Annotated in this window: 13 protein-coding genes and 1 other annotated feature (1 of these 14 only partly in view); of the genes, 4 read left to right on the forward strand and 9 right to left on the reverse strand. The window is 30.7% G+C overall.

The genetic code is table 11. The annotated features are described in order from the left end of the window. Positions 1–220, reverse strand: a binding site (T-box leader); it reaches 17 nt to the left of the window's first position. 32 nt (positions 221–252) lie between these two features. After that, on the reverse strand, positions 253–687 hold the full coding sequence (locus ABDZ69_RS14065; RefSeq protein WP_343770595.1) for a MarR family winged helix-turn-helix transcriptional regulator: 435 nt from the start codon (positions 685–687) through the stop codon (positions 253–255). Between the two features lie 13 nt (positions 688–700). Then, positions 701–2,059, reverse strand: a complete 1,359-nt coding sequence (locus ABDZ69_RS14070; RefSeq protein WP_343770597.1) for an MATE family efflux transporter — start codon at positions 2,057–2,059, stop codon at positions 701–703. Between the two features lie 145 nt (positions 2,060–2,204). Between ABDZ69_RS14070 and ABDZ69_RS14075 the strand changes: the two genes are divergently transcribed. After that, entirely contained in the window at positions 2,205–3,539 is a 1,335-nt protein-coding gene (locus ABDZ69_RS14075; RefSeq protein WP_343770694.1) for an MATE family efflux transporter, read from the forward strand. A gap of 168 nt (positions 3,540–3,707) precedes the next feature. Next, the gene (locus ABDZ69_RS14080) at positions 3,708–5,033 is read left to right on the forward strand and encodes an MATE family efflux transporter (protein ID WP_343770599.1); all 1,326 of its coding nucleotides are present in this window, start codon (positions 3,708–3,710) and stop codon (positions 5,031–5,033) included. Between the two features lie 174 nt (positions 5,034–5,207). On the opposite strand, the gene ABDZ69_RS14085 is transcribed toward ABDZ69_RS14080, so the two are convergent. Continuing rightward, positions 5,208–6,602 (reverse strand): MATE family efflux transporter, encoded by a 1,395-nt coding sequence (locus ABDZ69_RS14085; RefSeq protein ID WP_343770600.1) that lies wholly within the window; start codon positions 6,600–6,602, stop codon positions 5,208–5,210. 322 nt (positions 6,603–6,924) lie between these two features. On the opposite strand from ABDZ69_RS14085, the gene ABDZ69_RS14090 reads away from it, so the two are divergent. Beyond that, positions 6,925–7,839 carry a glycoside hydrolase family 73 protein gene (locus ABDZ69_RS14090; RefSeq protein WP_343770601.1) on the forward strand — a complete coding sequence of 305 codons (915 nt, stop codon included), beginning with the start codon at positions 6,925–6,927 and terminating at the stop codon, positions 7,837–7,839. A gap of 217 nt (positions 7,840–8,056) precedes the next feature. On the opposite strand, the gene ABDZ69_RS14095 is transcribed toward ABDZ69_RS14090, so the two are convergent. From ABDZ69_RS14095 to ABDZ69_RS14115, 5 genes are all read right to left on the reverse strand, one after another. After that, positions 8,057–8,368 (reverse strand): hypothetical protein, encoded by a 312-nt coding sequence (locus ABDZ69_RS14095; RefSeq protein ID WP_343770602.1) that lies wholly within the window; start codon positions 8,366–8,368, stop codon positions 8,057–8,059. Positions 8,369–8,556: 188 nt separating this feature from the next. Next, positions 8,557–10,212: a putative ABC transporter permease subunit gene (locus ABDZ69_RS14100; RefSeq protein WP_343770604.1), complete on the reverse strand. Its 1,656-nt coding sequence runs from the start codon at positions 10,210–10,212 to the stop codon at positions 8,557–8,559. Then, entirely contained in the window at positions 10,205–10,930 is a 726-nt protein-coding gene (locus ABDZ69_RS14105) for an ABC transporter ATP-binding protein (protein ID WP_343770606.1), read from the reverse strand. The genes ABDZ69_RS14100 and ABDZ69_RS14105 overlap by 8 nt, the downstream gene beginning before the upstream one ends. Before the next feature lie 82 nt (positions 10,931–11,012). Continuing rightward, positions 11,013–11,525, reverse strand: a complete 513-nt coding sequence (locus ABDZ69_RS14110; protein ID WP_343770608.1) for a spore maturation protein — start codon at positions 11,523–11,525, stop codon at positions 11,013–11,015. Positions 11,526–11,541: 16 nt separating this feature from the next. Continuing rightward, positions 11,542–12,117, reverse strand: a complete 576-nt coding sequence (locus tag ABDZ69_RS14115) for a nucleoside recognition domain-containing protein (protein ID WP_343770609.1) — start codon at positions 12,115–12,117, stop codon at positions 11,542–11,544. A 130-nt stretch (positions 12,118–12,247) separates the two neighbouring features. Between ABDZ69_RS14115 and ABDZ69_RS14120 the strand changes: the two genes are divergently transcribed. Continuing rightward, positions 12,248–12,493, forward strand: coding sequence for a metal-binding protein (locus tag ABDZ69_RS14120; protein WP_343770610.1), 246 nt, complete (start codon positions 12,248–12,250; stop codon positions 12,491–12,493). Positions 12,494–12,539: 46 nt separating this feature from the next. On the opposite strand, the gene ABDZ69_RS14125 is transcribed toward ABDZ69_RS14120, so the two are convergent. After that, complete coding sequence (locus ABDZ69_RS14125; protein WP_343770611.1) at positions 12,540–14,030, reverse strand: glucosaminidase domain-containing protein; 1,491 nt, start codon at positions 14,028–14,030, stop codon at positions 12,540–12,542. Positions 14,031–14,047: the final 17 nt, after the last annotated feature.

The raw sequence follows: 14,047 nt of genomic DNA on the forward strand, positions 1-14,047 counted from the left end.
CGCGTTACCACTCTAATTTATTCTATCCTCACAGATAGAATCTTAATAAGTGACTTAATAATCACCTTGCAATATAACGGTTGCTACCGTGCCTACCCTAATATTAATTTCAAGTAGCCTAGTCAAGGGCCATGTTCATAAACTTCTATGTTACTGGCTTTCACCTCTCCAGCTCTCTTTAAACACTTTCATTTACTACTCTTCCTATCATCCCATTTAGTATAATTATAATATAGGAATATCTATTGTCAACTACTTTATTTTTTCTATTATGTCACTAATTCCATTTATATATTCAACAAGCTTTTCTTTTTCTTCTAAAGACAGGTTACTAATTTTCTCTCCTACACGCTCTAACTTTTTTTCAATTTCATTTTCTAAAAAATCTAATCCCTTTGAAGTTAGGCTATAAAAGGTATTTCTTCTATCTTTAGAATCCGCTTCCCTTATTACTATATCTTCCTCAACCATTTTATTCAGCATAATACATAAGCTTGAACTGGATACATGTATGTTATTACTTAAATCTTTTAATGTAGTCTTTTTTAATTCCTTTAAGTTTATTAAAGTTCTAAATTGCTGTTCTGTTAAGTTTGGGTCGTCATATCTACTTACATTAGCCCTCCCAAACCTTTTTAGTTTTATAAGAAAATTTATAAGTTCTTTAGAAATTTCTCTATCATCCATATTTTTCTCCCTACTACATTTCTGTAGCTTCTCTTAAATTATTAACTGTAACCGCCTTACTTTTCCATTTACCTTTAAGAAAATAACCGAAGGTTAGTATGGCACCCATAGTCCAAGCAACAGGGGTTCCCCACCACAGTCCATCGGAACCTATTTTACTTGACAATATATAAGCAATAGGTAGTCTTATAAACCAAAGGGTAAGTATAGATATAAACATAGGAATTAAAGTATCCCCAGCTCCCCTTATTACTCCACTAGTTATAAACATAAAAGATATAACTGTATAAAATGAAGGTATTATCACTAAGTATCTTACTCCCACCTTTATAACCTCAGGATCAGTATTAAACATCGCTAATAACGGCCTTCTAAATAATATAACAATAATAGTAACACCCAAAGAAATTACAGTTGACATAAGCAAAGTAGCTTTATATCCATTTTTCACTCTTTCTGGCTTATTTGCCCCTAAATTTTGACCTACAAAGGCAGATATGGCCGCTCCAAAATTCATTATGGGCATAGATGAAAAGGAATCTATTTTAGATGCCGCAGTATATGCTGCTACGGTATCAGTCCCGTAGGAATTAACCATACCTTGTAACCCCATCATTCCAAGTGAAAATAACATTTGCTGAACTCCTGATGGGAGTCCAATTTTCAAGCTCTTTTTAAATATTTCCTTATCAAACTTCATAGTTTTAATATTAAATTTTAATATATCATGGTTTTTATTCAAATAATATATACCAAATGCAAAGGAACAAGCTTGTGCTATTATTGTGGCCCATGCTGCTCCCGCTACTCCCCAGTGAAATACTAATATAAATACTAAATCCAATACTATGTTTATCACTGTAGATATAATTAAGAAATATAAAGGAGTTTTGGAGTCTCCAAGGCCTCTTAATATAGCACTTATAGAATTATATCCAAACATACCGAATATACCTATAAAGGTTATGTTAAGATAAATTTGTGCATTCTTTATCATTTCCTGTGGAGTTCCTAAAATTCTTAATATAGAACCACTAAATACTATTCCTACAATAGTTACAATTAATGAAGAAACAAACAGTATTATATAGGTAGTATCTATAGTCTTTTTTAACTTTTTCATATCTTTAGCCCCATAATACTGAGCTATAAGAATTGTAGAACCCATGGTAATGCCCATTATTAATGAAGCTAGTAAAAATATTATGGGAAAGCTAACCCCTACTGCTCCTAATGCTTCTTTTCCTAAAGTTCTCCCTACAATAATACTATCTACAGTATTGTATAGCTGCTGAAATACATTTCCTATAAGCATTGGCAAAGTAAAGTAAAAAATTAACTTGCCCTCATTACCCTTAGTTAAGTCACTCATAAATTCACCTCTTTGATTTTACATTAAAATGATTTTAATATAAAACTATTTTATACTAAAACTATTTCTTAGTCAATATTGCCTATCTGTACGAAAATAATGTATTATATATATGTACTTATTTTATGAATTGGAGGGATTGGTCATTTTAAATAAAAAAATAATAAAAGAAGTTTTGCATTTAGCCTTACCTGCTGTAGGCGAAATGATACTTTATATGATGATTTGGGTTTTTGATACTATGATGGTAGGCCAATATGGTGGACAAATTGCAGTTAGTACTGTAGGGCTTAGTTCTGAAATATTATATACTTTATTAAATGTCTTTATTGCTTATGGAATATCTGTAGGAACTGTTTCATTAATATCTAGGAGACTCGGCGGTAACGAAAAAGACTTTGCAGAGGAATATGCTACTTTAGGTTTGCTTCTTGGAGGTATATTTTCTTTTCTAATATCTTCTACCACTTTCTTTGCATCACCTATAATTTTAAAATATGCGGGAGCTAAAGGAGATGTACTAAAATATGGAATAATGTATATGAAAATAGTTTCCGTTGGAATGTTTTTTCATATGCTCATGAACGTTTTAAATTCTATACTCCGAGGTGGTAAAAATACTAAAACTCCTCTACTAGCATCTGTAATTATTAACATTATAAATTTATTTCTAGATTGGGTTTTAATATTTGGTAAACTCGGTTTCCCAGAATGGGGAATTAGAGGTGCTGCTATAGCTACTGCCATAGCTCACTTTTCTGGGTTTGTTTTTATAGTAATTTATACAGCTAAACACTCTCAAATAAAGCCAAGGTTTAAATATATAAATAACTTTTCATTTAAAAGATGTAGGGAGCTTATAAAGTTATCTATGCCTTCTTCTTTTCAAGAAGCTGCCTTTAGCGTTATAAAGCTTTTAGGTTCAGTTATGATAATGAACTTAGGGGAGGTATCCTTTGCTGCCAATCAAATTACTACGGCCATTGAATCTGTTTCCTTCATGCCTGGTAATGGCTTCGCAGTAGCTACTACTACTTTAGTAGGTCATAAAGTTGGCGAAAAGAAATATAAGGAAGCCAAGGAATATGTAAAAACTAGTACTACCTTAGGAGTTCTATTAATGACTTTCTGTGGAGTAATGTTTTTAATTTTCCCTAAATTTCTTATATCTCTCTTTATAAATAAAAATGAATTAGATGTAATAAGCCTTGGAGCTACTTGTCTTATGATAGCCGCAGTTGAACAACCCTTCATGGGAATTCACATGATATTAACTGGAGCTTTTAGTGGAGCTGGAGATACAAAAACTCCTTTTATAGTATCCTTTATATCAAATTGGCTCATAAGACTTCCCTTGATGGTTTACTTCATTCATATACTAAAAGTATCTGTAATCTGGGTTTGGTGGATTACAGGAGTACAATGGATCATTCAAGGTGTGGTTATGTATATAATATATAGAAGAAAATTTCATAATTGACATAGGTATTTTGTTTTGATATTATTAGGGTAATTGAATAATGCTCGTTGTATTAAGCTCCGCCGGGGGTTAATACTATTGTTACGAGATGGTTTTGCATAAGTAGGCTTGAATGTGCATCAAGCCTACTTTTTATTTTTTTATTTCATATATTAAGGAGGAAAGATTATGAATACTGCTTACGAAAGTATTAACAAAAATCAAAAAAGTCTTTTAAATTTATTTTCATCCTATGCTATTCCAGGTATCGCTGGTCTTCTTTTTAATTCTTTATACATTTTAGTTGACGGATTATTTGTAGCAAGACTTTTAGGAAGAGAAGCTTTAGCTGCTGTAACTGTAGGAGTCCCTGTAGTGGAAATATTACTTGCTATAAGTATGCTTGTCTCTGTAGGTGCTGGAGTACTTATTTCTAATAGTAATGGTGCCGGAAACACTAAAGAAGGGAGAAGAATTTTTAATCTCTCCTTTAGATTATTAGTGTTAATTGGTATTTTAATTGCAGTATTATCGTTGATATTTATATATCCTTTATCAAAGTTGCTAGGAGCTACTCCTGATATCATGGAATTAGTAGTAGAATACTTAACCTATTTTTTTGCATTTTGCCCTGCTTTTATGCTCAGTTACGGTATGTCTACATGGCTTAGAAATGATTCGAAACCAACTCTTGTAATGATTGCACAGATTATTGGCGCTTTATCTAACGTATTTTTAGATTGGTATCTCATGGCAATACTTAATATGGGTCTTGCTGGTGCTGCTTTAGCAACTGGCCTTGGTCCTGTATTCAGTATACTTATAATGTCCCCTCACTTTTTGAAGAAAAGAGGAAATCTATATCTTGAAAAGGTGATATTTGACTTTAAAACTGTACTATTAACTTTTAAAAAAGGAATACCATCTTTTATGATGGAATTCGCTCTCGGTTTAACTACCCTTTGTTGCAATATAGCCATAGGAATACACATGGGTGCATTAGGTTTTGCAGCTTATGGAATTGTAGGATATGTAGCTTTAATAGTACTATCAATATTTTTAGGTATGGCTGAAGGATCACAACCTTTAATAAGCTTCTTCCATGGAGCTAATGAAGATCTTAAAATCAAAGAAATTATAAAAATAAGTTTAATAATTTCTACAATTGTTGGTATTACTACCTATTTTCTTTTATATAATTTCGGGAATTATCCAGTATCTATATTCGCAGGTAAAGATATTGACCTTATTAATGCTTCTACAACTGCCATTATTTATTATTTCCCAGCTTTATTTATTTCTGGTATCAATATTGTTATAGCTTCTGGTTTACAATCAATAGGCTCTTGGAAGGAATCTGTAGCTGTTTCTCTATGCAGAAGCTTAATTCTATTACTACCATTATTATTTGTTTTACCTTCATTTTGGGGAAATATTGGAGTGTGGTTATCAGTACCTATTGCAGAAGTGTTAACTGTATTAGTTGCATACTTTTTGTGGAAGAAATCCCTTTAGTCCTAATATAGAAAAGTAATGCAATAACTTTTAAAGTTTTTATAGTACTCTATACAGCTAAACACCCTCAAATAAAGACTAGACTACCCCATGCTGGATAGTCTAGTCTTTATTCTTAAAATCTCATTTAATATATTTGTATTTATAGTAGAATATATAACTTTATAGCAGAATTTAAAGTGATACAACTTCCTTCATATCATCTGGAGTAGATTCCTTCAGTGTCTCATTTTTTAAACTCTTATTTAGCCAAATAGCCATTATAATAGTTTCTATAAAAGCCAATCCATCCGCTGCCGCTTGACAGAATATTACTCCTTCTAATCCCATAAATTTCGGCAGCAAATACATTAAAGGTATATAAAATATTCCCTGTCTAGAAACAGACAATATAAATGCTCCTAATGCCTTACCCAAAGCTTGATATAACACTGCGTAAGTATTTATATATCCAAAAAGCGGGAACAACAAACTTGCTGCTCTAAAAGCCTTTACCCCTATATCTATAACTTCTCTGTCTCTCGTAAATGCAAGCATACATTCTTCTGCGAAAACTATAAATAAGATAGATACAACAATAGCAGATATGGTACTCCATTTAATAGATATTTTAATAGCTTCTTTTAGTCTAGTAAAGTTTTTAGCTCCATAACTATATCCTGCAACAGGTTGGAATCCTTGGCCAATTCCAAACACTATATAAAATCCTATAGACATAACTCTAAATACTATACCCATGGCAGCTACTGCTTCATCTCCGTAAGGTTTTGCTCCTAAATTCATAAAACCTAAAGCAAAACTTGCTAATACTTGAGTTACAAAAATAGGAATACCTATCTTAAGTATTTCAAAAAACATATTAAAAGTTGGTTTTAAAAACTTAATCCCTAATTTTATATAGCTTTTCTTAGAATAATAATATCTTAAAAGAAAAACAAAGGATATTAACTGTGATATTACCGTAGCAACTGCGGCACCTCTTATACCCATACTAAATTTAAACATGAATATAGGATCTAGTATTATGTTTATAGCACCTCCTATACAGGTAGATATCATACTATATTTTGAATTTCCCTCTGCTCTAATAGTATTACTCATTATTGCTGTTCCAATGGTAAAAACCGATCCTAATACTATTGTATATCCATATTCTCTAGCATAAGGCATTATAGTTTGTGTTGCTCCATACATCAATAAAAATTCGTCTAAAAATATTATAGCAATTACAGTAAAAATTAAGCTAAATGCGCACCCAATTATTATTGTAGATGTTAGTGCTCTATCAGCTTCCCCTTTTCTCTTTTCTCCCAACAATCTTGATAGATAAGAAGCGCCTCCTGCACCAAACATAACCCCAATAGCTCCAATAAACATAAATAGGGGATATACTATAGATACGGCAGCAATAGCACTAGTATTGTTCAGCATGCCAACAAACATGGTATCCACTATGTTGTAAATGGCATTAATTAACATAGCTATTATTGCAGGTACTGACAATTTTAAAAGCACCTTTGATATACTCTCTTTCTCCATCATTTCTGCTGTAGATATTACTTTTTTCATATTCTTCTTGCCTAATGAAAGCCTAGAAAAGCTTAGACACTCCTCCCTTCATATTTTAAATCTTAATTTTTTAATTTTATGATTATAGCGCTAGGCTTTGATTTTAGTTTACAGATTATAAAATTAATAACCCTTGATAATATACCACGTTCTTTTCTTCTTGACAAATACAATTAAATATTCAATATTCCCATAAAAATCATACATGCTATACAACTTTTAAGATTTTATTAAGATTTTATTCCAATTCATTTAACAAAGTTTCTATAAATCTTTGGTATAATTGATAAATACATAAAATTAATGCGAGGTAAGTGATGCTATGAGAAAACTAAAAAGATTATTTAGAGCACTATTTTTTATAATATTTATAGTGGCTATATTCAAAGTTGTAAATGATTTAAATCTAAAAAAAGATGTCATTCCTAAATCTGCTATGAGAATATATATCAAAGCTTCCGATGAAATAAGTGAAAATAAGCTTCAAGTAAATTGGAAATATGTAGCTGCATTAGATTCAATTCGTATAAACAATGACTTTTCAAAGGCAACTATAGAAGATGCAAAAAAAATAGCTGCTAAATTTTTAGAAACAAACACTTCAGAAAACAAATTTAAAAATTCTAAATACAAATTATTGACCTTTGACGAAGTTATAAATAAATTTTCCTATACTGATAAGGAAAAACAAAAGGTTTATAAGTTTTTAGAAGTGATAAATGATAAGTATTTAGTAGAAGTGAATGATGAAAAAAAAGACTTTATAAATGAATTAACTCCTATAGCCATATCCATCTATAAAGAATATAGTATTCTTCCTTCTATATTGATTGGACAAGCTATTATAGAATCTAATTGGGGTAATTCCACTCTTTCTGCTGAACATAATAATTTATTTGGAATAAAATCCACTAAATCATGGAAAGGCAAAGTTGTAGATATGAAAACTTCTGAAAACTATAATGATACTATAGTTGCTACTTTTAGAGCATATGACTCTAAAAAAGACTCCTTAGACGATTATGCACAATTTCTTAAAAACAATAAGAGATATAAAGAAAATGGAGTTTTCAATGCTACTGACTACATAAATCAAGCTAAAGCAATTGATAAAGCAGGATATAGTACAAAAAAAGATGAAACTGGGAAAAATATGTATGCAGATCTTCTTACACAGATTATAAAAGAATATAATTTACAACTTATAGACTGTAAATTTCAACAAGAATCTTTTTAAATATAATATCTAAAAAATTACATAAAAACATAGCCCAACGCTATATTTTTACTTCTTTTCTTCAGTTTTGATTAGAGAATGGGCTGTGTTTTTTCTTTAATTATCATTCTGTTATTACAGCAGCTAGCTTCCAGTCATTTTCCATCAAGTACACAAAATCATATTGAATTCGTCTAAGTTCTTTAGTATCTTTTTGCTTTATAATTATTAAAAAATCCTAAAACTTTTTTCTTCGCAGTCTAATAATCCCTCCCACAACTAATGCGGTTCCTAGAATTATTTGCATAAGATGGTGTGATACCGTAACAATATTAAAATTGTTTACTATGTTATATATTGTTGGAATTAAAATTATACATCCTAAAATTATAAGTATTTTAGGCGACCTTAGTAAGTTTTTTGTAGCTAGATTAACTCTTCCTGTTCCTATATAATAACCAGGATTAAATGCATTCTTTTGATATTCCCTTATTTCTTTTAACTGTTCTTCAAAGGCATTAATTTTATTGTTATTTTTCTTATTCCTCATAACTACCCCCCTTAATTTACCATATATAAGTATTATTACATATTTTGAGTGTTCTATCTAGTTTAATCACGAGCGGATAAATAAAAAATCCCGTGGAATTTCTTTAATATAAAATTCTACGGGATTTTTGTACATATTTGCTATCTGTTCTTTGTTATATATTATATAATAAAGAACTTTGTAATTTTTCAATCTTCCATTTGTTCAAAAAGTTTATCCAAATTCCTCTTTAAATATATGTAAAATAATAAGCTTATTGTAAAATATAATATCACTATAAAACCAACCACTGTTGGCCCATTTAATCTAAAAGCACTTATGGTCTTTATAGTTATAAATGCCATAGCTATACTTATTCCCATACCTATAACTACATTCAGATTTTGTTTTACAGCCTTTTGTTCACTATCCCAATTAAGCTTTGGAAAGTTTAAGTCTATTACTATTCCTATAATAGAAGACAGAACTATTCCAAATACGCTAATTGCTAAGGATAATAAAATTATTTTGACTCCTAAGCCCAATACAACTCCTAATACTCCTAACACTAATATTACTCCTATAAAACTAAATACCATGGAGGATAAAATTTTACTCATAACTATGGTCATGTAGCTTATTGGAATATATTTATTAAAGTAAACATTCTTACCTTCTCTAGATATAGAAGAAGATGCTATTCCGTTAGCAGAAGCTATAAATAGTGACGCTGCTGCTACCCATCCAAGAATTACTCCTAAGTTATCGCTGTTAGCTAAAATATCAGATATCATAGGCATAGCCTCTCTAGCCTCCGGTTGCAATATCATTGGAAATATCAAAAATATTGGCCATAGAAAGTTTGTTGCAACACAATTTAAGAAAAATATAGGAGTTCTTACTAGCATTTTTATTTCTTTCATTGTGTAGCTTATTAAAGGTGACTTACTAATAAGTATTTTTGATAATTCATGAGCTTTGTATTTTTTTCTTTTTGATTGAGATTGAGTTAATCCTACTACACCTTTAAAATAAACCTTTTCTCCTAAGTATAAAAATAAAATATAAAGGAGTATATTAATACCTAAAAACAACATAAAATAAAGAAATCCCTTAGAACTAAAAGAGTTTGCTAGTGCCATAGAAGAAAACTTTGCTGTGGGAAATATATTAGATATTACATTTATATATGAGTTATCTCCGCTCATTATAATTTTCTGAATATCTACATTGTTTCTTCCTGTGAGCTTTTGCACTCCTAAATTAAAGCCAATAGCTATAAATATAGAAATAAATCCAGATATCACCTTAAACCTATCTTTATTTTTAGCTATATTAGTAAACCTCATAATAATTATAACTATTACAGAAGAAACAATTAATGGAACTATAGGAGTAATTAAAAATATTACAATAGCGTAAATATAATATAATATTCCTCCCCCACTTTTTATGCCATATTGTATGAATATAGGAAGTAAAAACATTACTTCTATTATATACTCATATATTACAGTTACAGTAAACTTCCCACTTAATATAAGAGAAGGTTTTAAGGGTAGGGGAAGCAAGTATTCTATATCGCTGGCAAAGTAAAATACATTTACAACATATAACACTCCAAAGACCATAATAGACAAAGATGTTAATGCTAAAGCTAAGGCCAGTATAGTGCCTTGTTGATCCATTCCTGCCAATGCATCATATAAATGCCCGGTAATTTTACCTACAGAAAACATAAAGGGTATTAAGGCTAATAAAATAATCCCATATAAAGCTATTGTTTTATAACGCTTTTTGCTACTAGTAAGGTTTTCATTAGATGTTTTTAGTAATACTTTTACTAAAGAAATATACTTATTCATTTTCTGTTAAATCTAAGAATATCCTTTCTAAAGATTCATTTTCCTTAAAATGATTCCTTATTTCTTCAAGCGTTCCACAAAACAATACCTTACCCTTATTTATTATAGCCACTCTATCACATAACTTTTCTGCTACCTCTAGTACGTGAGTGGAAAAGAAAACTACATTCCCTCTATCTGCATGTTCCCTCATCATTTCCTTTAAAATATATGAAGACTTTGGGTCTAGTCCTGTCATTGGTTCATCTAAAATCCATACGGATGGATTATGTATCAGCGCCCCCATAAGAATTATTTTTTGCCTCATACCATGAGAATAACTTTGTATTTGATCACCTAGAGCTGATTCCAAATCAAATTTTTTGCTTAATTCCTCTATTTTTATTTTTCTATCCTCTTTAGATACTTCATATATATCTGCCATAAAATTTAAGTATTCTATACCCTTAAGCTTTAAAAACATATCCGGGCTATCTGGTACAAAGCCAAATTGCTTTTTAGCTTTTAGGGGGTTCTCCTTAACGTCTATGTCATTGATCTTTATAGAACCGCTATCCGAATGTAAAATCCCAGTTATCATTTTTATTGTAGTGGTTTTTCCTGCTCCATTGGGTCCTAAGAATCCAAAAATCTCCCCATTTTCTATTCTTAGATTTATATTGTCTACTGCCTTATTAGTATCATTATAAGATTTATTCACGTTAATAAGCTCTATCATATACTTTTCCTTTCTTTATAAACTATAGTATTAATTAAATATTACCATATTTATTCATACTATAACATTAATTCCAAAGCTTTTAATAAAAAATTAATGTTACTACAATTACAGATACTATTGTGGCCGTAACATCCGCAAGAATAGCCGCCCATAAGGTATGTCTTATCTTCTTTATTCCCACGGCACCAAAATAAACGGTAAGCGTATAGAATATAGTTTCTGTAGAACCCATTATTACTGAGGAGATTCTTCCAATATAACTATCCGCTCCATAATTAGTAATCACGTCAGTAAATACTCCTAGTGCTCCACTCCCTGATAATGGCTTTATAAGAACCAATGGCACTACTTCCCCAGGCAGTCCTATAAACTTAACTACAGGGTTTACAAAACCTATTAAATAATCTAAAACTTTAGATTCTCTAAGTACTGTTACTCCAAGTATCATGGCAAGTAGATAAGGAAATATCCTCACACAAATGCTCATGCCTTCCTTTGCTCCCTCTATGAAGCATTCGTAAACCTTAACTCCTTTTATCACTCCATAGGTAACAATTAATAAAATTATTATGGGTATAACTAAATTAGACATATTTGTAGCCCCTCCATTAAAAATGATTTTCTAGTACTTTGCAACAAACTACTCCCACAATGGCTGCACAGGTTGTAGCAATTATAGCCGGCAATATAATTTCTCCAGGATTTTTAGACCCTGCCGCTGCTCTTATAGAAATTACCGTAGTGGGAACTAGTTGTATGCATGCCGCATTTAATACTAAAAACAGTGCCATATCATCACTGGCTGTATCTTTTTTTCTATTAATTCGTTGCAAATTTTCCATAGTTTTTATTCCAAAGGGGGTAGCCGCATTAGATAGGCCCATCATGTTTGCAGTTATATTCATAACCATTGATCCCAATGATGCATCGTCCTTTCCGCCTTCTTTTAATAAAAGCTTTAGTATAGGTTTTAAGATTAACGCTAGTTTATCTGTCAACCCACTTTTTTGAGCAATCTTCATAACACCACACCATAGGCACATTACCCCTAACAGCTTTATAATGAGTTCCACCGTTGAATTAGTAGAGGCAAGTATTGCCTGAGAAATAATATCTCCCCTACCTGTAACAATTCCCACCAAAATCCCTACACTTACAATTCCAAACCAAATATAATTTATCATTGCTACCTCCTACACTTTATTGATATAAATACCTACTTAATATATATGTAAATTAAAGCCTTTGTATTGCAATTAATTTTTAATAGTGCTACCATGTATAATGTGAAACTAGTTAATTTGGAGGTCAAACATGACGATAAAAGATGTAATGAAATTTATTGAAAGTGAATATAACATAATTAACAATACTCCTTGCGAAATGTGCGGAGGAGAGCTTGTAGCAGATTATTCCAACGTAGATTTAATAGATGATATCCCCCACGATATTTGTTTTTGTATATGTTCCCATTGTGGACATGAGAAAATATTTGAATTTTATGCACCCTTTATAGATGAAATTCAAAAAAGAAAAAAAAGAAAACGTACTTTGAATTAAAACATAAAAGGGAGTTGATTATTAGCAATCAACTCCCTTTAAGTTTTTATTCCTTATAAACTGGAAAGTCAAATATTAAAGTAGGATTTTTACACTGATCCATTATCTCTTTAATTTTAACTACCTGTTTGTATGCCCAACCAATATCTGTAGCATATTGATAAGTTCCTGGGCTTGAAGGATTCCATTTCATTTTATATAAAGTATCTCTTTTTTCTGTAGGGTTATTTATGTATTTTTCTGCAATGTATTTTGCTCCTCCAATAATGGCTTCTTCTACTGTAAACCATTTTTGTTCATAAGCATATTCTGATCCGAACTTATTAGGGTCTGAATCTACTGCTTTTATACCATAGGTATTGTATACTAATTTTTTCCCTTCCTTACCATTTACTTCAATTCCAGTAGCAAGCTGCGATTTTCCATTATATGTTTCTAAAAGAGCATGAGCCACTAAGTAAGCAGGATTTATATTATTTTCTTTTGCTCCTTGTAAGAAGGCTTGTCCTTTTCCTTCTAATACACCTCTACCTTTAAGCATTCCATTTAAATCCTCTTCTGTAATGCTATCATCTATATAGCTTAATTTTAAGAACATGTACTTTCCATATTCATCTGTGTAGTTAAGTGGATTTAAATAATATTTTATTTGATTAGCACTAGCTCCTACAAAAGCTGTAGGTCCCTCATCCGTTACTGAAACTTTAGTATCATTTTGTTTACTTAAAACTTCATTGAAAGTATACTTTAAGTTAAAATCAGTGAACATAGACTTATCTATAGAGTTTACACATCTTAAATAGTCAATATAATAATTATCATAATCTGTATTTTCGTCTACATGTGCTCCCTCTGCATTATCTCTTTTAACGTATATTAATATTTTATATTTTTGTGCAGTTTCTCCAGCTTCAAATAATTTATCTGTGGTTATTTTTCCATCTTCTGCACTAGTATAACCCTTTGTTATTTCTTCATAAGCTTCATATCTATCAAATTGATAAGTATATTTACTCTTAAATATTCTATACTTCACATTATCTGACGAGGATTTTAAATAAAAGGTTTGATTTTGATCTGGTAATATTGGCTCATATTCCATCTTAGCTTGTGTAATGTTAGGTACGTTTTCATAAGTTGAGCTATCTGTATATTTACCTGTAGTTACAAACTTCATTCTTTTGGGAGTTGTAAAAGTTTTTCCTCCAGCAGATTGTATCCCTGTACCAAAATTTACATAATATGCACTCCCTGGCAAGTATCCTTCTGTTTGCGGAATAACCACTACTGTACTACTTGTTTCTCCCATACATATAGTTGCTTTAACTTTATTTCCTTTGGAATCTGTAACTGTTATATTCTGCTCATTTACAGTATCTTTATTTAAGCCTGTGTTAAAAGAGATTGTCCATTTTTTATCCGTAGCTACGTTTGTCTTATTTTCTAACTCCGTAATATTTTCAGCGGATACTACATTTGGTGTTGCAGCAACCATTGCAATAAAAAAAGTAACTACCATTTTTTTAATTAGTTTCATATTATACCCCCTGATTC

The organism is Clostridium malenominatum (assembly GCF_039521365.1).
In the GTDB taxonomy this organism is placed as follows: Bacteria; Bacillota; Clostridia; order Clostridiales; family Clostridiaceae; genus Clostridium_AW; species Clostridium_AW malenominatum.